Source organism: Nitrosomonas ureae (assembly GCF_900206265.1).
GTDB classification, from domain to species: domain Bacteria; phylum Pseudomonadota; class Gammaproteobacteria; order Burkholderiales; family Nitrosomonadaceae; genus Nitrosomonas; species Nitrosomonas ureae_C.
In genome coordinates, this window is sequence record NZ_LT907782.1 from 2,202,512 (window position 1) to 2,221,281 (window position 18,770).

The following is an 18,770-nucleotide window of genomic DNA, read 5'->3' on the forward strand; positions in this document are numbered from 1 at the left end:
ATCAAACAGCCATTAGTTCGGTTTCCTTGATGTGCAAAATTTTATCAATTTCCGTGATATAGCGATCCGTTAATTTTTGAATTTCATCTTGACCACGACGCTCATCATCTTCAGAAATTTCCTTGGATTTTAATAAATCTTTCAGGTGAGTATTGGCATCCCGACGAATATTACGCATGGCAATACGAACGTTTTCTGCTTCTTGCTTAACTACTTTAATCAGGTCGCGGCGACGCTCTTCAGTGAGGGCAGGCATGGGTACACGAATAGTCTCACCTACCGGCATAGGATTTAAGCCTAAATCGGACTCACGGATGGCTTTCTCAATTACATTCCCCATTTTTTTCTCCCAAGGAATGACACCAATCGTACGTGCATCGATTAGATTGATATTGGCTACTTGGCTAAGAGGCGTTTGTGTTCCGTAATAATCCACGGTGATATGATCTAAAAAACCAGCATGAGCCCGTCCACTTCTGACTTTACTCAAATCTACTTTTAATGCTTCAAGACTCTTTTGCATTTTTTGTTCAGCAGATTTTTTTACATCGGCAATCATAATGTCGTTCCCTTATGCATCAATTTTCACGAGGCTTCAATTATTTTTGAATCAGACTGTTACCAAAGTTCCTTCATCCTCGCCTGTTATTATACGTTTAAGTGCCCCAGCCTTGAAAATACTAAATACGCTAAGCGGTAATTTCTGGTCACGGCATAGTGTTAATGCCGTCGCATCCATTACCTGCAAATTTTTAGCAATCGCTTCGTCAAATGTTAATTTGTGAAAGCGTGTTGCCTCAAGATCAATTTTAGGATCGCTGGTATAAATTCCATCCACTTTAGTAGCTTTCAACATGATATCGACATTCATTTCCATGCCGCGCAAAGCAGCTGCGGTATCAGTGGTAAAAAACGGATTGCCGGTACCTGCCGCAAATATAACTATTTTGCCATCTTTCAAATAACGTATAGCACGCCCGCGGATATAGGGTTCTACAACTTGTTCGATACGCAAAGCAGATTGTATTCGCGGCACCAGTCCAACTAGTTTCATCGCGTCTTGCAACGCTAAGGCATTCATTACAGTGGCTAACATGCCCATATAATCGGCAGTGACACGTTCCAATCCATCGTTGGCTGACTTCATGCCGCGAAAAATATTTCCACCGCCTACAACAATGGCAATTTCAATCCCCAGTTTGCTAACTTCCTCAATTTCTGCAACAATTCTTCCCATCACCGCATGGTTAATTCCATACTTATCGTCACCCATCAGAGCTTCGCCGGATAGTTTCAGTAAAATACGTTTATAGAGTGGGGCAATCATTGATAGTATATTGAAAAGATTTGGTTTACTTTGCTTGTTCCATCTGAGCCTTAACCTCATCTGCAAAATTCTCAGTTTTCTTTTCTATTCCTTCACCTACCACAAACATAGTGAAAGCATTAACTTTTGCAGATTTTTGGGTCAGCAATTTTTCTATCGTCTGATCCGGATCTTTTACAAAAGGCTGGCCTAAGAGTGTTATTTCAGCAAGATATTTTGCAATGCGACCATCCACCATTTTTTCGATAATGTTTGCCGGTTTGCCACTTTCAGCCGCTTGTGCGGTAAAAATTTCGCGCTCATGCGCTAAAGTGTCAGCAGATACTTGTTCTTTGGATACACACATGGGCTTACTTGCCGCAATGTGCATAGCCAGATCCTTGCCTAGAGACTCATCTCCTCCGGTAAAATCCACCATTACGCCGATCTTGGTTCCATGAAGATAATGAGCCAATTGACCTTGTGTTACGTGGCGGCCACAACGGCGAATACTTATATTTTCACCCAACTTCATAATCAATGCCTTGCGAACTGCTTCAACCGTTTCACCACTTTGCAAATTTGCATCGCTTAAAGTTGTGGTATCGAGAATATTTTTTGTCGCACTCAATTCAGCCAGGTTTTTAGCGAAAGTAACAATATCTTCATTTCTGGCGACAAAATCGGTCTCACAGTTTACTTCAACCAGCGCACCACATTTTCTGTCTGTTGAAACATATGCACCAATTACGCCTTCTGCTGCAACCCGTCCGGCGGCTTTACTTGCCTTGGCACCACTTTTAATCCTTAGCAGATCTTCTGCTGCCCTCATATCGCCGTCGGTCTCTGCTAATGCTTTTTTGCATTCCATCATGCCTAGCCCGGTCATTTCACGCAATTCTTTGACCATGCTTGCGGTAATTTCCGCCATATTTACTCCAGAAACAAAATTAATTAATAAAAGAAAAGGACTCTATTCAGCTTCAGCAGTCATTTCAACGATTTCTTGAATAGCCTGATTGCGCCCTTCCAGGATCGCGTCTGCCGCACCGCGGGCGTACAGGCGTATTGCACGGCTAGAATCGTCATTTCCAGGAATGATATAGTGCAAATTATCCGGATTGTGATTGGTATCGACCACCCCAATTACAGGGATGCCAAGCTTTCTTGCTTCTGTGATAGCTCCTTTTTGATATCCGACATCAATAACAAATAGGGCATCCGGCAAACCTTTCATATCTTTGATCTCACCTAAGCTGCTGTTGAGCTTATCCAGTTCTCTCTGAAGATCAAGCGCTTCTTTTTTTACAAGCTTATCCAGGGTTCCGTCTTGAACCATGTTTTCCATGTCTTGTAAGCGTTTGATAGATTGTTTGATGGTTTTAAAATTGGTCAGCATCCCTCCCAACCAGCGTTGGTCGACATAGGGAGATCCGCAGCGCATTGCTTCTTCGCGCACAATATCCCGCGCCTGTCTTTTTGTGCCGACAAATAAAATCACTCCCTTGTTTGCTGATAATTGACGTATATATTTCATGGCTTCTTCATACATCACCAGGGTTTTTTCAAGATTTATGATGTGGATTTTGTTACGATGGCCGAAAATATAGGGCGCCATTTTGGGGTTCCAGAAGCGCGTTTGATGTCCAAAATGTACACCTGCTTCCAGCATTTGTCGCATGGTTACTGACATAAGTTCTCCTTAAGGATTGAGCCTCCATTTACCTTGATATCCAATTATTTTCAGGCAAATGTGTGAATTTAATCCGGTGTGCATATGGGCGCAAATCACCAAATTATTTGTATATTATAACATTTTCGTGTACTTACTCAAGCTGATAGGTTGCGGGAGTAAGTAAGGGATATTTATTTGCTTGACGAGAAATAAATTTTCTCTGTCATCAAATGATGGGGATGAGCAAATTATTATTCCAGTCCATTGGCATTATCGTTTATTAAGTAATGCAGGATGAATTACCCATTTTGAATTTTAAGCGACTAATATCATTTATCCGAATATGCTTATGATCTACGGTAATGATATTTTCATCCTGAAGTTTGGAAAATGCGCGACTAACTGTCTCCAGCTTAAGACCAAGATAACTGCCAATTTCTTCACGTGTCATGCGTAAATTAAAATCGGTTTCGGAATAACCGCGCAAAAAGAAGCGACGTGATAAATTTAGTAAGAATGAAGCTAAGCGTTCCTCTGCTTTCATGCTACCCAATAATAGCATTACACTATGATCCCGCACTATTTCGCGACTCATGATTTTATGGAAGTGTCGCATAAGCGACGGAATTATAATGCCAATTTCTTCCAGTTTGGTAAAGGGAATTTCACAAACCTCACTGTCTTCGAGCGCTATTGCATCACAAGTATGTATTTCTGTGCTGATGGCATCCAACCCTAACAATTCTCCTGTCATATGGAAACCTGTAACTTGTTGACGCCCATCCTCTTCAAGTACACAAGTTTTTAGAAATCCACTACGAATGGCAAAAAGTGATTGAAATTTTGAGCCTGATTGATGTAGATATCCACCGCGCCGGATCTTGCGTTTATGGCTGACAACATCACCCAGTATCTGGATTTCCTGATCATTAAGACCAACTGGCAAGCACAATTCACGCAAGCTGCAAGTCGCGCAGCTTGATCGTATTTGCTTAATATCAAGATGACTGTGTTGTGAGCTATCGTGTAGCAAATTATTTTCCAACGGTAGAGTTTTAAATCCTATTTTTATTAATACATTGATTGATCTATATCAAAACCAATTCTTTTAACCCTTTTACAATTTTACGTTAATACGGCAAGGGGTGGATAACATTTTTGGATAGTAGAAATATAGTAATTAAATGATTTAACCGGAATAGATAATGCGGTAGTGCTATATCGATATGATTGCTATGGAGCGTACTTTTCGCAAGACAGGAAGCTTGGTGTATTCATTACAATTCCCTGGCTCATTTTCAAGCGCACTGCAGACTAATTCGGATCTTATATGCCGTTTTGGAGGCTGTTATTCCGATCCTTGTTTATATCCCGGGCTTAATTATTTTGCTGAAGCATTTGATGTGCATACGTACTCGGATTGGATAAATAATAGAAAACCTGGATACTTTCGTCGTCCTTTATCGTTGGATTTATATGTCCCTTTTTGCTGGCCTTTATGTCTTTATTATCATTCCAATCAGATCCTTTCCTCTGAAAAGGACAGTATTAAAACATACTTGGATTATTTGCTTCGGGACATAAGGCTGCAAGGGCAATTATTCAAAGATGATACTAAAGTTGAACAGATATATTTCAAGGGAGGCACGACATTCTTAAGTGACGCTCAGCTCAGTAAGCTTACCGAGGAAATTAAGCGGTATTTTAACTTGATTGAAGGAGGTGATTTCTGTATTGAGATTGCAGCACAACCATTAACAAATTGTTCCATGCAAGCTTTAAACAAAATGGGATTTAATTCCGCAGTTGTGGGCGTACATGATCTTGATCACCAAACGAATCATTCGAAACAGCGTATTCGATCCGAAGAAGCTATCGTTCAAACTATCTGCGATATCCGACGGGCAGGATTTAAGTCGCTGAAAGTTGAATTTAGCTATGGATTGCCCGGGCAGAATTTGGATGAATTTGCTAATGCACTACTTAAAATTATTGCAACCAATCCAGATCAGATTAAGCTTTCGGATTATAAACAATTTGCAGGAATAATTAAGCTGCAAAGGAATAATGGTTTTACAGAATTACCTGGAACAGAAGCCAAGTTTGAAATGATTTTGTTGGCAATTTCCTGCTTAACAGAAGCAGGCTACAGCCATATCGGTATGAATCTTTTTGCCCGATATGATGATTTGCTGGCAGTTGCCCAGCGTCAAGGAAGGCTGCATTATGGTTTACGTGGTTTTTCAATTTACCCTGATTGTGACCATCTTGCATTAGGTGTTTCAGGAGCAGGCCGCATCGGGCCGATTTTACATCAGAATCAATGTGATTTATTGCAATACTATGATAAATTGGAACAAAAAACTCCTCCCATTTTGCGTGGCGTAAGGCTCAATGCGGATGACCTGTTACGCCGTTCGATTATGTATGCGCTGATATGTCATTCGGTTATTTCGTATGACTCAGTGGAAGCTTTTTTTTCGATAGATTTCAAGCAGTACTTTGTAACTGAATTGACAGGTTTGCAAGCATACGCGGAAGCCGGTTTGGTTGCTTTGGATAATGAAGAGATTGTTGTAACACCGAAGGGTCAGTTATTTATCAACAGTATCTGTGGAATCTTTGATAAGTATTTACGTAAGCAGCATTAGCACTATAACCTACCAACTACCGATGATATAAAAATATACTTGAGAACCTGAATAGACCCTCAAGTATCAGTAATAATTTATTGAGACCTTTGCACGGTGTCATGAGCGGTACGAGAATAAGGCAAAAATTTGCGAAAAAGCGGAGTTTACACGGGGTAAATGAGCATTTTTTGCAAATTTTTAACGCAATTATCATACCGCGTAGTAACCGTGCAAAGGTCTCTTATTATTTGACTTCACTGTTCGTTAAAATATATTCAGCCAGTCGATCGGCGGCTTCGCCTTGAATATTTTTGAAAGCGGGCATCCGCATACTGCCTGACTGAAACTTCTTGATAATAGCTTCCTTGTTAGCAATTTTTTCACTCAAAATCATTGCCTTGTTTGCACTCAGTGGTTTGTGGCATTCGCTGCAGGCAGTGCTAAAGATTCTCTCTCCGGAAGCATCTGCTGGCGGACTATAATCGCTCGAACTTCCACCGCAACCGGCAAGGATGAACAGTGCGGATACTGCTACTAAAAAATGTGTTTTTTTCATTTCTTGACTCCAGGTTATTTATTTTAAAAAATATCAGGATTGATCCCGATACCACATTGAGTTACTCAATATAAATTTGATATTCAGAATTTATTAATCGGATTTAGAGATTTGACAGGTTTAACATGTCGATATTATGACAGTTCGTCACAAAAGTGTATTAAAAAATGCAGATCCACTTCAGTGCTTCATTTTTATTATCAGGGTTTCTCCTAGGTTGTTTCCAAGCTCCATAAAAGCATCTTCAACATTTATATTCCATATAGATAACATCAGGTTGTAATAAAACGACAATGGATGTAATGCTTTGTTGTAATTCTTTTTCTTGACATTTTCTTAACATATATCATGTTATTGTTTGCCATTTTTAACTGGCTTTTGTGTAATTAAAGCGTGGTAAAAATTCTTTTATACTTATTTAAGTCATTAAAATTAAAATAGAATTATTTTATGCCCTACTACTTAGCGGAGTTGAGTCTCTTAACATTTTCTTGACAATTGCTGTGTTATGGTGGCGAGCGAAGTTATAACAATATGAATGTGATAAGGTTTTTTAATTAGTATCAATAGCAAGTATTTCCGATTAACTATTTTATAGAATCAAATTGTTTTGAAAGAGGATCTTATGTTCAAGAAGATAAACATTTTTGCTGTTTTTGTTGCGCTTGGCTTCGTTTTTAGTAATCCAGTCGCCGCTGATCGCACAGTCGAAGATTTTCAAGTGTGGGGAGGTGTTTTCTCACAAGGTAATTTTGGTTTCGTGAATCCAAACAATGCGGATTTAAAAAAATTCAGATGGTGGATGGAAGGACAAGGTCGTTTTGGTAATGATGCGACGCAATTCACGCAATCCCTGATCCGCCCCGGTGTGGGTTATGCGTTAACCGATAAGGTGGTGGTGTGGGCCGGTTATGCGTGGGCACCTACAGCTGAACCGCTATCTGTAGCGCACCCATTTAATGAACACCGGATCTGGCAACAAGTGACCTGGGCGGATAATTTTTCATTCGGTAGATTATCGGCGCGTAGCCGTTTTGAGCAACGCTTCTTCGACCATCATGCCCCTATTTCTGGGGATGATGATGTAGCGCATCGATTCCGCCAACTGGTTAAACTGGCGGTTCCAATGCCGTCAATAAATGAGAATCTCAGTTTTATCGTTCAAAGTGAATTGTTTATTGCGATGAATACCGTTGGTAACCCTGGTTTTATTTCCCGTGGTTACGATCAGAACCGCGCATTCGTTGGATTAGGCTACAAAGTCAATCAGTATGCGACCGTTGAAGTGGGTTATATGAACCAATTTATCAATCGGCCGCACAGTGCGCGCCCCGATCAAATGATGCATAACTTTATTGCGAGTTTGTTCCTGAATTTCTAATGATCTAATTGTGCAGTATTGATTATTTCGATACACCCCGCACCTTCTGAGCCGGTAATTTCCTTGCGGTCAAAAAATTACCGGCTCAAATTTTCCTGTTATCACTAATCGTCACAGCTGGTTGTATTTTTGGACGGCAGTAAGTGTATGATTTAAAGAGTGGGAATGTTTTTCCACTTTTTATTACGATACACTTTCTATTACTATACTGCTCCGATCAATTACAGAGTAATACATGCAAGATTTCAAGCCGGGTCAACGTTGGATCTGCGATGTTGATTTACAATTGGGATTGGGCACGGTTCAGACCGTTGAACACAGAATTGTTACCCTTATTTTTAAAGCAACGGGTGAAATTCGTTCTTATGCCAGACAATCTGCGCCATTGACGCGTGTGGTTTTTAAGTCCGGAGACACTGTCGTCAGTTATGACAATGCTGTATTAAAAGTCACTGAAGTACATGAACGCAATGGTTTAGTAGTTTATTCCTGTGTAAATGAAAGTGGGAGCAGCATAGAACTTGCCGAAGCGCAACTAGCGCATCACCTGCTATTGAACCGGCCGGCAGAACGCTTGTTCACGGGTCAGTTTGATCAGGACAAATGGTTCAGAATTCGTTATCAAACACTGCTGATCCGCAACCGGCTAGCGCAAGCTCCGCTGTATGGCCTGGTGGGCACGCGTACCAGCCTGATTCCACACCAACTTTATATTGCTCATGAAGTCGGGTGCCGCTATGCGCCGCGCGTTTTGCTGGCGGACGAAGTGGGTTTGGGAAAAACCATCGAGGCCGGTCTGATTTTGCATCAGCAATTGCTCACCGAGCGTGCCAAGCGCGTGCTCATCGTGGTGCCGGAAACCTTGATCCATCAATGGCTGGTGGAAATGCTGCGACGATTTAATTTGCAATTCAGTATTTTTGACGAAGCGCGTTGTTTAGCGCTGGAAGAAAGCGAGGAAGGTGAAAATCCGTTTCATAGCGAACAACTGATCCTGTGCAGTCTGAATTTTCTACGCCAATACCCGAAACATTTTCAAACGGCGCTTCAAGGTAACTGGGATTTACTGGTAGTCGACGAAGCGCATCATTTACATTGGTCGCAGCAAGTCGTCAGTCCGGGATACGCCATGATCGAACAATTGGCAACCTGCACCAAGGGTGTGCTGCTATTGACCGCTACTCCGGAGCAACTGGGCAAAGCCAGCCACTACGCCCGCTTGCGCCTGCTCGATCCGCATCGCTTCAACAGTTTTTCCGCGTTTATCGCCGAAGAACAATCGTATGAGCCGATCGCTAAAGCTGTCGAAGCATTGCTCGAAGGGCAAGCTTTGAATGCAGAAATTCGCCAACTGATCGCCGGCACGCTCAATGCCGCACAAGCGCAAGTACTGCTGGCGTGCCTGCAAGATCCTGCCGCAGATCAATCTCAGATCCTGAAAACCAGAAACAAGCTGGCGGAATTATTGCTGGACCGGCATGGTACCGGCCGCATCTTGTTTCGCAATACGCGCGCGGCGATCAAGGGATTTCCTGAACGCAAGCTAGTAGCTGTTCCTTTGGCGTTACCTGTCGAGTATCAGCAATGCTTGATAACTTTTGAAACGACAGCTCTGTCACAACCAAGATTGTTATTGTGTCCTGAACTGCTCTATCAGGCCAGAGCTGAGCCGGAACAACCGTATTGGACCGAGATCGATCCGCGTATCAGCTGGTTGAGCACGACGCTCAGGCAGTTAAAACCGGAGAAAGTGCTGGTTATTGCAGCCAATACGCAAACCACGCGCGATATCGCGCAGGCACTCAAGATGCAAACGGGGCAGCATATTCCGGTATTTCACGAAAGCATGAGTTTGATTGAACGTGACCGCGCTGCCGCTTTTTTTGCAGATAAAGAAACTGGAAGCCAAATATTGATCTGCTCGGAAATCGGCAGCGAAGGCCGCAATTTCCAGTTTTCCCATCAGCTGGTGCTATTCGATTTGCCGCTCAATCCCGATCTGCTGGAACAGCGCATCGGCCGGTTGGATCGCATCGGCCAGACGGAAACCATTCAAATCCATGTGCCCTATCTGGAAAACAGCGCGCTGGCAGTGATGTTCCATTGGTATCACGAGGGGTTGAATGCATTTGAGAAAACCTGCCCGGCCGGTCAAACGGTGTTTGTCAAAGTCGAAGAACAGCTCATCGCTGCGCTGCATCAACGTCAAACCCAGGACAAAGCACTGGCCGGATTGGTCGGTGTCACGCAATCGGCGCATCAAGAACTGAACGAAGCGCTCGATCGTGGGCGTGACAAGTTATTGGAATACAACTCGTTCCGGCCCGGCGTGGCGGAGCAGCTCATGCAAGACGCGCGTGCGCAAGATAATGATCCCGCGCTGCCGCAATACATGGAAACGGTGTTCGATTGCTGCGGCGTGCATATCGAAGAGCATCGCGCCGGCAGCTATCTGACCGAGCCGAGCGAGCACATGAGCATGCCGTTTCCCGGCTTGCAGGACGAAGGCTCGGTCATTACCTACATGCGCGACGTGGCGCTGGCCAATGAGGATATGCACTTCCTGACATGGGAACATCCGATGGTTACGCATGCCATTGAGCGCATCCTGAGTAACGAAAGCGGTAATGCTGTGGTCGTGGCGCTGAAACACCAACAGGTGCAGCCGGGCACTTTGCTGCTGGAAACCCTGTTCGTGCTCGAAGCCAGTGGGCAAAACGTGCAACAAAGCAACCGCTACCTGCCATCCACCGTGATTCGCATTGTGCTCGACGAACAAGGCAGCGGCGACTATCCGTATCTCGATCACGATGCGATCAATCAGCATTTGCAGCCGGTCGCAACCGGTATTGCCAAACAAGTGATGCAACTGAAAGAAGACGCGATCCGTGAATTACTGCGCGTGAGCGAGCAGCACGCCAGCGCGCAAGCCCCGCAACTCGTCGCCGCCGCCGAAGCGCGCATCCGGCAAACTTTCACCCCGGAAATCGAACGCCTCAAGGCGTTGCAACAAGTCAATCCGAACGTGCGCGATGAAGAAATTCAGTTCTTCGAACAGCAATTACAACAATTAACCAGCGCGCTGAAATCCAGCAACCTGCGGCTCGACGCGGTGCGGGTAATTGTGGCGACGTGAAGCAATCCGGTAGCTCGGAAATAACGAAAAAAGTAGTGAGAGGGTATGATGCATGACAGAGCTTGTTCCTCTCTTTGAAATCAGGAGGCCGCATGAACAAAGAAATCATCATGAAGCGAGTGCAAAACCGCTTACCTGATCTGCTGGCGCTGTATGCTTTTGGCAGCCGCATCCAGGGCCATGCCAGTGCTGAAAGCGATCTGGATCTGGCGATATTGGTGCCTGGTTATGCCGATCCACTGCTGATGTTCGATCTGACGGGAGAATTAGCCGATGACGCGGGCTGTGCGGTGGATTTACTCGATCTGCGGGCGGCATCGACGGTCATGCAATACCAAATTATCACCACGGGCGAGCGCTGGTGGCAAAAAGATGGTCAGGCGGCACTTTATGAAGTGGCCATTCTGAGCGAAAAGACCGCGCTGGATGAGGCCCGCAATGCACTGATCGATGATATTCAGCACCGGGGGAGCGTGTATGGCCGATGATGTTTTGCTCAACAAGGCCGCCACCATTGAGCGATGTGTGCAGCGTGCACGTGAGGAATATGCGGCTGATCCCGCCACATTTGCCGGGAATCCCACGAGGCAGGATGCTGCTATTCTGAACATTCAACGCGCCTGCGAAGCGGCACTGGATATGGGGCAGCACTTGATCCGGCGTGAACGGCTGGGTATTCCGCAAAGTGCGCGCGATGTATTTACGCTGCTAGCGCAGGCAGGCTGGATCGATGCGGTCTTGGCGGACAAACTGAAGCGTATGGTGGGATTTCGCAACATTGCGGTGCATGACTATCAGGCGCTGCAATTATCGATTACTGTAGCGGTGATAGAAAAACATCTGGACGAATTCCTGCAATATAGCAAAGCGGTGCTACTCAAGGATGCGACGCACTCCCAGCGGCAAGAATGAGATGAAATTTGGTAATTTTGCTTCGGCTCAATTCAGCATGACTTTGTTGCTTTCAATTTAGCCCTCCTGCTTCCGCAAGTATTCTCGTAGTCTCGTGTAACGAGAGTCTTGTGCAAGCCATGGCGCAGCATGCACGATCTCGTCCAAACATTGCCTCAATTCCTGTGGTACCCACCACTGCTGGTCAGCAATCACTGCATTCAGCAGCAGTAATGCCTCGGCAGGGAACCGTCTGCACAAACCCGATTCGTGCAGCAGATGTACGACGTAGTGCGGGTGTTCAATGGGTTGCAACCAGTCCTGCACCGCAGCCAAGGCCGCCGAGAATTCGCCTCGGGCGGCAATCACCAGACGAGTCAAAGATTCGGCGATGCGCGGGGTAGCCAAATCGCGGGACTTTGGCCAGATCTGTTGCCAGAACGGCTGAGCACGGTTTTTCCAGTAGTCCTCGCGCTGATCGGCAGCACCTTCAAGTGCTTGGGATAGCGCCTGCGCGGATTCCTCCAACCCTTCTTGTGGAAGCGCGCCAATTGCAGATCGGAATTCCTCTACGGTGTATCCCTCGGTCGGGCCCAATGCCGTGTAGGTGAGGAAGGTCGCGAATTGCTGGCGGTGCTCGCCAAGATCGGCATAGCGGTTTGCACTGTCCAGAAACTGTGACTTGAAGGCTGCCAGCAATGGCTGGTACAAGCGCGGCGACCAGAGGAAGCCTTCCCACGTGGCCTTGGCTTCAACGGGATTGCTCCAGCCGAACAACGGTAGCAGGTACTGTTCGGTCCAAGGGCGATCCACACGGAAAAATGCGATCAGCCGCGAACCCATCAGCACCCGACCGTGGCGGAATCGATCTACCCGCACGTCGCACAGTGTGGTGAAGATGGGCTTCAATTCAGCAGGAAGCAAATCGTTGTCGTTCGGGTTCTGCTTGAACCACAGGTTGATCAGTGCCTGCGTGGCGTGCCCGATGGGATGGTTGATCGCCGAGCCGACAGGGTCATAGGTCTCGATACCGTTTCGAATAATGCGAGAACCTGAGCCTGCTTCTAGCGGCAAGGCCAGAACACGGCGGCACAGGTTCAGCAGGATGTCTTCATGGCGGCTGATAGCCTTGGAGGCTGCCTCCATCCACCAAGTCACGGCGTGATCAATTTCCAGCAGCACAGCATCAGGCATAGTCTGCACCAGCGGTGCAGCATACCGCCAGGAGCGCAAAACCATTCCTGGTTCGGCCCAAGCCTGCAGAGCTTCGCGCCATCGACCAGTGGGCCACACATCATCTTGTGCGAGATCACCTAGCGCGAACAAACTGTGAAAGAAGCGCGTGCGGCAAACCTCACGCCACGTATCTTCGTAGAAATGCCGCCGCTCTGGCGTAGGCTTGGTGAGCCATTGCCGCAGCTCCTTTCGCTTGCGGGGAGCAATGTCGACATCCCGGCTGTCCTCGTAATCCGGATCGCCCGTGCCACTCATCCAGCGCCAGAACTCGTCACGCTCGTTGGTTGCCAACTGCCATTGCGGGTAGGCAGTGGATATTTCCGCCAAGCGTGCCGCCGCAGACGCACCCAAAACGAGGCCCGATGTGTTGAGCTTGGCCAGATGCAGCCAGACGGAACGGGCCACCAAGTCTTGCCAACGTTCTGCCTCCAAGTCGTCACGGTACATCTCGCGCGGAGGTCCCGCCAGTATGGCTGCTTCCAGACGGTCCTGTGCAGCCCCTGCCAAATGTCGACCCTGTAGAACAAACAGCCTGAATACCTCCCGCCCAGTATCTGTGGACCACAGCCACCACGCGCCTTCCTCCAGCAACCAATCCACCCACTGCTCGGGCTGGATGCAATCGTCGTGGCTTGCGGCAAACAGGGCCAGACGTTTGAAGGTGGGGTATGGCAACTCAAACCAAGTCTGGGCGATGCGCGTGGCACGCGCGCTGTCGTTGGCGCAAACCGCCAGCCATGCATCGCGCAGCAATTCGATCAGACTCACCCAGTCGCGAAAACCCCGGTTCTGCCAGTGCGGCGTGATGGAGGGCAGATCCCAATGCGAGCGGTCGCTACGGTCGTCGGCCTCGCCCAACTCACGCAATAGGTCCAGTGCATCGCGCAATAGCTGCTGGAAATCTTCCAGCAGGTGCGGCAAAGCAGATTTCCATGGCTCGTCGGCAAGGTCGCGCAGGGTTGAAAGCACGTGATCGGCGGCCAGCGCGAGTTCCCAGTCCACCAATTGCTTGATTCGTGGGGGCTCGTCTGTGCTGCTCGAATCGTTGTCACCCCAGCGAAACGGCTTCTTCAACACAACCTTGGGGGCAAGCAACTCCCGCAATTCCAGACGCAATGTGGCGGTCAGTCCTTCACGCTTGAGACGTCCTTTCCAGCGATACAAATCAGGGTCGTGCCACGGTGATTTCACCCGGCTACTGAGCAGAAGACGCCACAAGGTGCGCATCAGTGGGCCAGGAATAGCCTTGGGTGCATGCAAGCGGATTTCATCGAGCACGGAGGTTTTCCCATCGCGCTCCAGTGAAGCAAATTGATCCAGTTCGTGCTCGATCAGCCACGGCCAACGGTCGTGCAACTGCCCGCCACGCTCTGCAATCCAAATGATCAGCCTGGGATCATCCAGATAACGAACCAACCAGCGAGCCAGATGAAACATCACGTCATCCCACTGGCTACCACTGACGCCTCCAGAAGCCAATAGCATCGGCGGAGCGCGGTCATAGGGCGCAGGCCGCCGAATAAGGCTAAATCGAAGTTTGGTGTCGACTTCTACGTGAAGAGGCACATGGAAGCGCGGCAGATCGCTGTACTGAAAGCGTTCGTCCGAAAAAGCTTCCAGCAGCCAGTCCAGCGGCGGGGCGGGATTGAGGTCCGCAAAGCGTTTTGCCGGCAAACCTGATTTATCTGACACGGCCCACAGCATTCGGCCAACAAAATCGTCCTGCCGCGTGCTGTCCTGCGGACGGGCCAGAGCATGTTTGACGACGATGGCTTCTTTGCCCTGCACGCCGTCGCGATAAGTATCTGCCCAAGCGTGCAGAGTCTCGTGCAGCGCTGAATGGTCGTAGGTGCCAGCCGGTACGGTGTAGAGGATGGGTGTGACGCCCTTGGCCTCCCACTCGATGGTTTTCCGGTGTTCCTGTCCCGGTTCACAATCACCCAATGCCCAAGCCTGTGGCGTGATCTCGCCCAGCATCCGGTCGGCTGCCAGCGCATCCATCATGTAGCGCAGTACCGTCGTTGATGCTGTAGCCCACGAAGCAGACCACGTAGTTGCGGAACAACTCGCTCACGAAGCGAGCCGCCCAGCGCTCGGTAAGGTAGGCCAAGCCAAAGTCGCCACTGGTTACCACCAGCCGGTTCAGGGCGGTATCGTCCGACTTTTCAGGTAGCAGGCCATGCAGGTAGACCAGCCCGTCCCAGCGGCTGTTCTTGGGGATGGGCAGCATCGGGGCGGCGTAGGCTTGGAAGGCTTGGCCCGTGCGTTTGGCTGCCACATGAAAGATGCGGTCGAAGTTAGTGGTGACCAACCGCAGCGCGCCCTCTCGGCTACGAGTCAGACGCAACAGCGCCGCCTGCGTATCGGTGGCGCCCTTGCGGTGGAGCTTCGGCTTCAGGGCCAGGGCCAGTGCGCGACGAACGGCCAGACGCTGGCCCGGCAGGCGTCGCTCCAGCAAGTCGAGTGTGGCGTCGAACTGCCCACGGTCAAAGGCCTCGCACTCGATGTCGGTGAGTGCCGTGCCGTTCAGCCGGTAGATCTGCTCCACTAACCCCTTGAAGCCAGGCAGGCCGGCGGGATAGGAGATGCCAGCGCCGCAAAAAAACACCACGCGACCCTCCTCGTGCGCCTGCAGGAGTGCATCAGGAATATCGGGGCCGTGTGTGATGAACTGCACTCAATGTTCTCCAGAAAGTAATCGCACTAGCGTAACCTTTAGCATTGCGGCGTTGGTTTCGCGGATGGTGGTGTACTTGAAATTGAAGACAGTGACTTCGATCTGCAGGTGGTGAAATGTATGTTGATTGCCCAAGGCAACCAATAGTACTTTGATGATCATCTGTTTTTCCAGCTCCAGTAAAAGGTAAGCTTTGGCTCGAACCTTCTCTTCCAGATCACTGAGCCGAATCCGCTTATTCTGGATCTTGTCCATAATGTTTTTTTGGCCAGCATTGAAGGCAATTAAATCTTTGGCGATACCTTGTTCGCTAAGCTAGTTCGTGGTTGCATAAGTTTCATAATCAGTAGACGGCGATTGTATTGCCATCCCGTGTTAATAGTTGCATTAGCTTAGGGTTTATAAAAAGCTTTTCGCGCCCGATGGTTCTTTCCTCAAGCACACCGATGTCTACCAGTTGTTTGAGATAGCGCGAAGCGGCTTGACGTCCAGCAATGTTTTTTTCAACTAAGTTCTGAATGCGGCAGTATGGCAGATCGAAGATCAGATCGACTAGCTCGCGGCTGTAGATTTTCGGTGCTTTCTGCTTCACATAATCAATTGTGAACTCTGAGAGAGCACGGATTGCGGCAATCTTGGCGGTGGTCCAGCGTGCCGTGTCCTCAATGCCTTGTAGTAAAAAGACAATCCACGATTCCCAAACTTGGTTACGCGTGATATCGAGCAGCAGGCGGTAATACTCGGTTTTGTTCTTGATGATGTAGCGGCTAAGGTAAAGAATCGGCAGTGTCAATAAATCTTCCTGGATCAGAAACAGGCTATTCAGCACGCGCCCAGTGCGGCCATTGCCATCGGTAAACGGGTGGATTGCTTCGAATTGGTAATGCCCGGCCGCCATGCGGATTAGCGGGTCGATCTCGCGTGCTTCGTGCAGATAGCGTTCCCAGTTGGCCAATTTGGTACGCAGCAGGTTTTCTCCGACGGGAGGTGTATAAATCACTTCACCCGTGGCTTGATTGGCCAGCGCTGTTCCCGATACACGCCGCACTTGCATGTCCATGCCCTTGATACGGGTACATACTTGTTCTGCGGTGCGGGTGTTCAACGGGTGTTGCTTTAATGCTTGAAATCCTTCCAGCAGTGCACTGCTATAGCGCAGGGCTTCGCGTGTCGCTGGGTCGGCATACTCGTTTGCGCTTTGAAACTGAAACAGCCGGTCTGTTGTGGTGACGATGTTCTCGATTTCCGAGCTGGCTTGCGCTTCAAGTAGCGGCAGGGCGTTGATCAAAACGCCCTGATTAGGAATGAGTTCAGCAGCTTGTTTGAGTTCTGCCAGTGCCGCCCGGGCAGCGATACACTGCTTCAGCACCGCGCGTGTTTCCAGCTCGGTTGCGGGAGGCAACAGCGGTAGGTCGTTGTAAGGTTGATCTGGACGCCAGGCAGTCATGGTTTAATTTTTGCATTTTTGCGACACGTCCTCAGTTTATGTCGTTCACAGCGACAGGTCAACTCAATATGTCGCAAATTTCATGTTTTTGCGACATATCAATTAAACATTGAAACGGAAATGCATCACATCGCCATCCTTGACGACATATTCCTTGCCTTCGAGGCGCATTTTTCCGGCTTCCTTGGCGCCTTGTTCGCCGTTGTAGGCAATGAAATCCTCATAACTGGTTACTTCGGCGCGGATGAAGCCTTTTTCAAAGTCAGTATGGATGACTCCGGCTGCTTGCGGGGCGGTGTCGCCTTTGTGGATGGTCCAGGCGCGGACTTCTTTGACGCCGGCGGTAAAATACGTTTGCAATCCGAGCAGTTCATAACCCGCGCGCACCAGCCGATTGAGACCGGGTTCTTCGAGGTTCAGGTCGGCTAAGAAGATTTGCTTGTCTTCATCGGACAGTTCCGCGATTTCCGCTTCGAGCGCGGCGCAGATGGCAACGACCGGCGCGCCTTCCTGGGCGGCATATTCTTGCACGCGGGTGAGCAACGGATTGTTTTCAAAGCCGTGATCGTCGACATTGGCGACGTAAATCGCCGGTTTGGCGGTCAATAAACACAGCGGTTGCACTAAGAGTTTTTGCTCTTTATCCAGATCCAGCGTTCTGGCGGGTTTGCCCTGGTTCAGATGCGCTTGCATCGTTTCGAGTAAAGCGCACAGTTTGATGGCGTCTTTATTGCCGGATTTTGCGACCTTGGATTCGCGCTGAATAGCTTTTTCCACAGTGGCGAGATCAGCCAGAGACAGTTCGGTTTGAATCACCTCGATATCGGAGATCGGATCGACCTTGCCGGCGACGTGCACGACATTGTCATCGCTGAAGCAGCGCACCATGTTGACGATGCCGTCGGTCTCACGGATGTTGGCGAGGAATTTGTTGCCCAGTCCTTCACCTTTGGACGCGCCCGCGACCAATCCGGCGATATCAACAAATTCGACGATGGCCGGTTGCACTTTTTGCGGCTTGACGATGTCGCTGAGTTTTTGCAGGCGCGGGTCGGGCACTTCGACGATGCCGACATTCGGATCGATGGTGCAAAAAGGATAATTTTCCGCGGCGATGCCCGCTTTGGTCAACGCATTGAACAAGGTGGATTTGCCGACATTGGGTAGGCCTACGATTCCGCATTTCAGACTCATGACCGGTTTCTCATTAAAAAGAGTTAAATAACAATGTTATGAATTATTGCTGGAAATTATGCTTTAGTGTGCAGTCTCAGCATTGCCGCTTCGCACGCGCCTTGCGCGATAAGCGGCCAGACTTCCAGGCTTTTTTGAATAGCTTCATCAATCAACGGCGCTTCTTCTTTTCTCGGCGGGTGTAACACGTAACCGACCACCGCGTTGCGATCGCCCGGATGACCGATACCGATGCGCAGCCGCCAGAAATCCTGCGTGCCCAGTCTTGCCGCGATATCCTTGAGGCCGTTGTGTCCGCCTAAACCGCCGCCTTTTTTTAGCTTGGCAATACCGGGCGGTAAATCCAGTTCATCATGCACCACGATGATTTCATCCGGCAGGATTTTATAAAACTGGCACAGTGCGACAACTGCTTGACCGCTTCGATTCATAAAGGTTTGTGGCTCCAATAGCCACAAATCGATGTCATTCTGGCGTATCTGCGTACACAAACCATGAAACCGCACTTCCGCTTTCAGCGGAGCATGCAGCATTTGTGATAATCGATCCACCCACTCAAAACCGGCATTATGGCGTGTCCCCGCATATTCCCTGCCGGGGTTACCCAATCCAACGATAAGTTTCATGAAATGATGTCA

At 48.6% G+C, this 18,770-nt stretch carries 17 protein-coding genes; 5 read left to right on the forward strand and 12 right to left on the reverse strand.

Features of this window, described 5'->3' with window-relative positions; genetic code table 11:
• Position 1 precedes the first annotated feature (1 nt).
• From frr to fnr, 5 genes are all read right to left on the reverse strand, one after another.
• The gene (frr, locus tag CPG39_RS10225) at positions 2-559 is read right to left on the reverse strand and encodes a ribosome recycling factor (protein ID WP_013648828.1); all 558 of its coding nucleotides are present in this window, start codon (positions 557-559) and stop codon (positions 2-4) included.
• 51 nt (positions 560-610) lie between these two features.
• Positions 611-1,327, reverse strand: a complete 717-nt coding sequence (gene pyrH, locus CPG39_RS10230; protein WP_013648827.1) for a UMP kinase — start codon at positions 1,325-1,327, stop codon at positions 611-613.
• A 25-nt stretch (positions 1,328-1,352) separates the two neighbouring features.
• A complete protein-coding gene (gene tsf, locus CPG39_RS10235; protein WP_096293273.1) occupies positions 1,353-2,237 on the reverse strand; it encodes a translation elongation factor Ts in 885 nt (294 codons plus the stop codon).
• Positions 2,238-2,279: 42 nt separating this feature from the next.
• A complete protein-coding gene (rpsB, locus tag CPG39_RS10240) occupies positions 2,280-2,999 on the reverse strand; it encodes a 30S ribosomal protein S2 (RefSeq protein ID WP_096293275.1) in 720 nt (239 codons plus the stop codon).
• A 262-nt stretch (positions 3,000-3,261) separates the two neighbouring features.
• Positions 3,262-4,014 carry a fumarate/nitrate reduction transcriptional regulator Fnr gene (fnr, locus tag CPG39_RS10245; protein WP_096293277.1) on the reverse strand — a complete coding sequence of 251 codons (753 nt, stop codon included), beginning with the start codon at positions 4,012-4,014 and terminating at the stop codon, positions 3,262-3,264.
• 202 nt (positions 4,015-4,216) lie between these two features.
• On the opposite strand from fnr, the gene hemN reads away from it, so the two are divergent.
• Positions 4,217-5,632: an oxygen-independent coproporphyrinogen III oxidase gene (gene hemN, locus CPG39_RS10250; RefSeq protein WP_231990281.1), complete on the forward strand. Its 1,416-nt coding sequence runs from the start codon at positions 4,217-4,219 to the stop codon at positions 5,630-5,632.
• A gap of 226 nt (positions 5,633-5,858) precedes the next feature.
• Here the strand turns inward: hemN and CPG39_RS10255 are convergent, their stop codons facing one another.
• Positions 5,859-6,170 (reverse strand): c-type cytochrome, encoded by a 312-nt coding sequence (locus CPG39_RS10255; RefSeq protein ID WP_096293278.1) that lies wholly within the window; start codon positions 6,168-6,170, stop codon positions 5,859-5,861.
• A gap of 625 nt (positions 6,171-6,795) precedes the next feature.
• On the opposite strand from CPG39_RS10255, the gene CPG39_RS10260 reads away from it, so the two are divergent.
• The 4 genes from CPG39_RS10260 (at position 6,796) to hepT (ending at position 11,599) form a co-directional block, all read left to right on the forward strand.
• Positions 6,796-7,551, forward strand: a complete 756-nt coding sequence (locus CPG39_RS10260) for a DUF2490 domain-containing protein (RefSeq protein ID WP_096293279.1) — start codon at positions 6,796-6,798, stop codon at positions 7,549-7,551.
• A gap of 235 nt (positions 7,552-7,786) precedes the next feature.
• On the forward strand, positions 7,787-10,687 hold the full coding sequence (gene rapA, locus CPG39_RS10265; protein ID WP_096293281.1) for an RNA polymerase-associated protein RapA: 2,901 nt from the start codon (positions 7,787-7,789) through the stop codon (positions 10,685-10,687).
• Positions 10,688-10,779: 92 nt separating this feature from the next.
• Positions 10,780-11,175 (forward strand): type VII toxin-antitoxin system MntA family adenylyltransferase antitoxin, encoded by a 396-nt coding sequence (gene mntA / locus CPG39_RS10270; protein ID WP_096293283.1) that lies wholly within the window; start codon positions 10,780-10,782, stop codon positions 11,173-11,175.
• Positions 11,165-11,599 (forward strand): type VII toxin-antitoxin system HepT family RNase toxin, encoded by a 435-nt coding sequence (hepT, locus tag CPG39_RS10275; protein ID WP_096293285.1) that lies wholly within the window; start codon positions 11,165-11,167, stop codon positions 11,597-11,599. The genes mntA and hepT overlap by 11 nt, the downstream gene beginning before the upstream one ends.
• A 57-nt stretch (positions 11,600-11,656) precedes the next feature.
• Here hepT and dsr1 read toward each other — a convergent pair whose 3' ends face one another.
• The 6 genes from dsr1 to pth form a co-directional block, all read right to left on the reverse strand.
• Positions 11,657-14,818 carry an anti-phage defense-associated sirtuin Dsr1 gene (dsr1, locus tag CPG39_RS10280; protein ID WP_197702873.1) on the reverse strand — a complete coding sequence of 1,054 codons (3,162 nt, stop codon included), beginning with the start codon at positions 14,816-14,818 and terminating at the stop codon, positions 11,657-11,659.
• Positions 14,751-15,491 (reverse strand): SIR2 family protein, encoded by a 741-nt coding sequence (locus CPG39_RS14580; RefSeq protein WP_197702874.1) that lies wholly within the window; start codon positions 15,489-15,491, stop codon positions 14,751-14,753. The genes dsr1 and CPG39_RS14580 overlap by 68 nt, the downstream gene beginning before the upstream one ends.
• Complete coding sequence (locus CPG39_RS10285; RefSeq protein WP_096293287.1) at positions 15,492-15,746, reverse strand: hypothetical protein; 255 nt, start codon at positions 15,744-15,746, stop codon at positions 15,492-15,494.
• An 88-nt stretch (positions 15,747-15,834) separates the two neighbouring features.
• Positions 15,835-16,893: a protein adenylyltransferase Fic gene (gene fic / locus CPG39_RS10290; protein WP_269457625.1), complete on the reverse strand. Its 1,059-nt coding sequence runs from the start codon at positions 16,891-16,893 to the stop codon at positions 15,835-15,837.
• Between the two features lie 147 nt (positions 16,894-17,040).
• Positions 17,041-18,132 (reverse strand): redox-regulated ATPase YchF, encoded by a 1,092-nt coding sequence (gene ychF, locus CPG39_RS10295; RefSeq protein ID WP_096293290.1) that lies wholly within the window; start codon positions 18,130-18,132, stop codon positions 17,041-17,043.
• Positions 18,133-18,188: 56 nt separating this feature from the next.
• Complete coding sequence (gene pth / locus CPG39_RS10300; RefSeq protein WP_096293292.1) at positions 18,189-18,758, reverse strand: aminoacyl-tRNA hydrolase; 570 nt, start codon at positions 18,756-18,758, stop codon at positions 18,189-18,191.
• Positions 18,759-18,770: the final 12 nt, after the last annotated feature.

Coding starts and splice junctions, on each gene's coding strand:
- frr (WP_013648828.1), bottom strand. CDS start 559: ATGATTGCCGATGTAAAAAAATCTGCTGAACAAAAAATGCAAAAGAGT.
- pyrH (WP_013648827.1), bottom strand. CDS start 1,327: ATGATTGCCCCACTCTATAAACGTATTTTACTGAAACTATCCGGCGAA.
- tsf (WP_096293273.1), bottom strand. CDS start 2,237: ATGGCGGAAATTACCGCAAGCATGGTCAAAGAATTGCGTGAAATGACC.
- rpsB (WP_096293275.1), bottom strand. CDS start 2,999: ATGTCAGTAACCATGCGACAAATGCTGGAAGCAGGTGTACATTTTGGA.
- hemN (WP_231990281.1), top strand. CDS start 4,217: ATGGAGCGTACTTTTCGCAAGACAGGAAGCTTGGTGTATTCATTACAA.
- CPG39_RS10255 (WP_096293278.1), bottom strand. CDS start 6,170: ATGAAAAAAACACATTTTTTAGTAGCAGTATCCGCACTGTTCATCCTT.
- CPG39_RS10260 (WP_096293279.1), top strand. CDS start 6,796: ATGTTCAAGAAGATAAACATTTTTGCTGTTTTTGTTGCGCTTGGCTTC.
- rapA (WP_096293281.1), top strand. CDS start 7,787: ATGCAAGATTTCAAGCCGGGTCAACGTTGGATCTGCGATGTTGATTTA.
- mntA (WP_096293283.1), top strand. CDS start 10,780: ATGAACAAAGAAATCATCATGAAGCGAGTGCAAAACCGCTTACCTGAT.
- hepT (WP_096293285.1), top strand. CDS start 11,165: ATGGCCGATGATGTTTTGCTCAACAAGGCCGCCACCATTGAGCGATGT.
- dsr1 (WP_197702873.1), bottom strand. CDS start 14,818: ATGATGGATGCGCTGGCAGCCGACCGGATGCTGGGCGAGATCACGCCA.
- CPG39_RS10285 (WP_096293287.1), bottom strand. CDS start 15,746: ATGGACAAGATCCAGAATAAGCGGATTCGGCTCAGTGATCTGGAAGAG.
- ychF (WP_096293290.1), bottom strand. CDS start 18,132: ATGAGTCTGAAATGCGGAATCGTAGGCCTACCCAATGTCGGCAAATCC.
- pth (WP_096293292.1), bottom strand. CDS start 18,758: ATGAAACTTATCGTTGGATTGGGTAACCCCGGCAGGGAATATGCGGGG.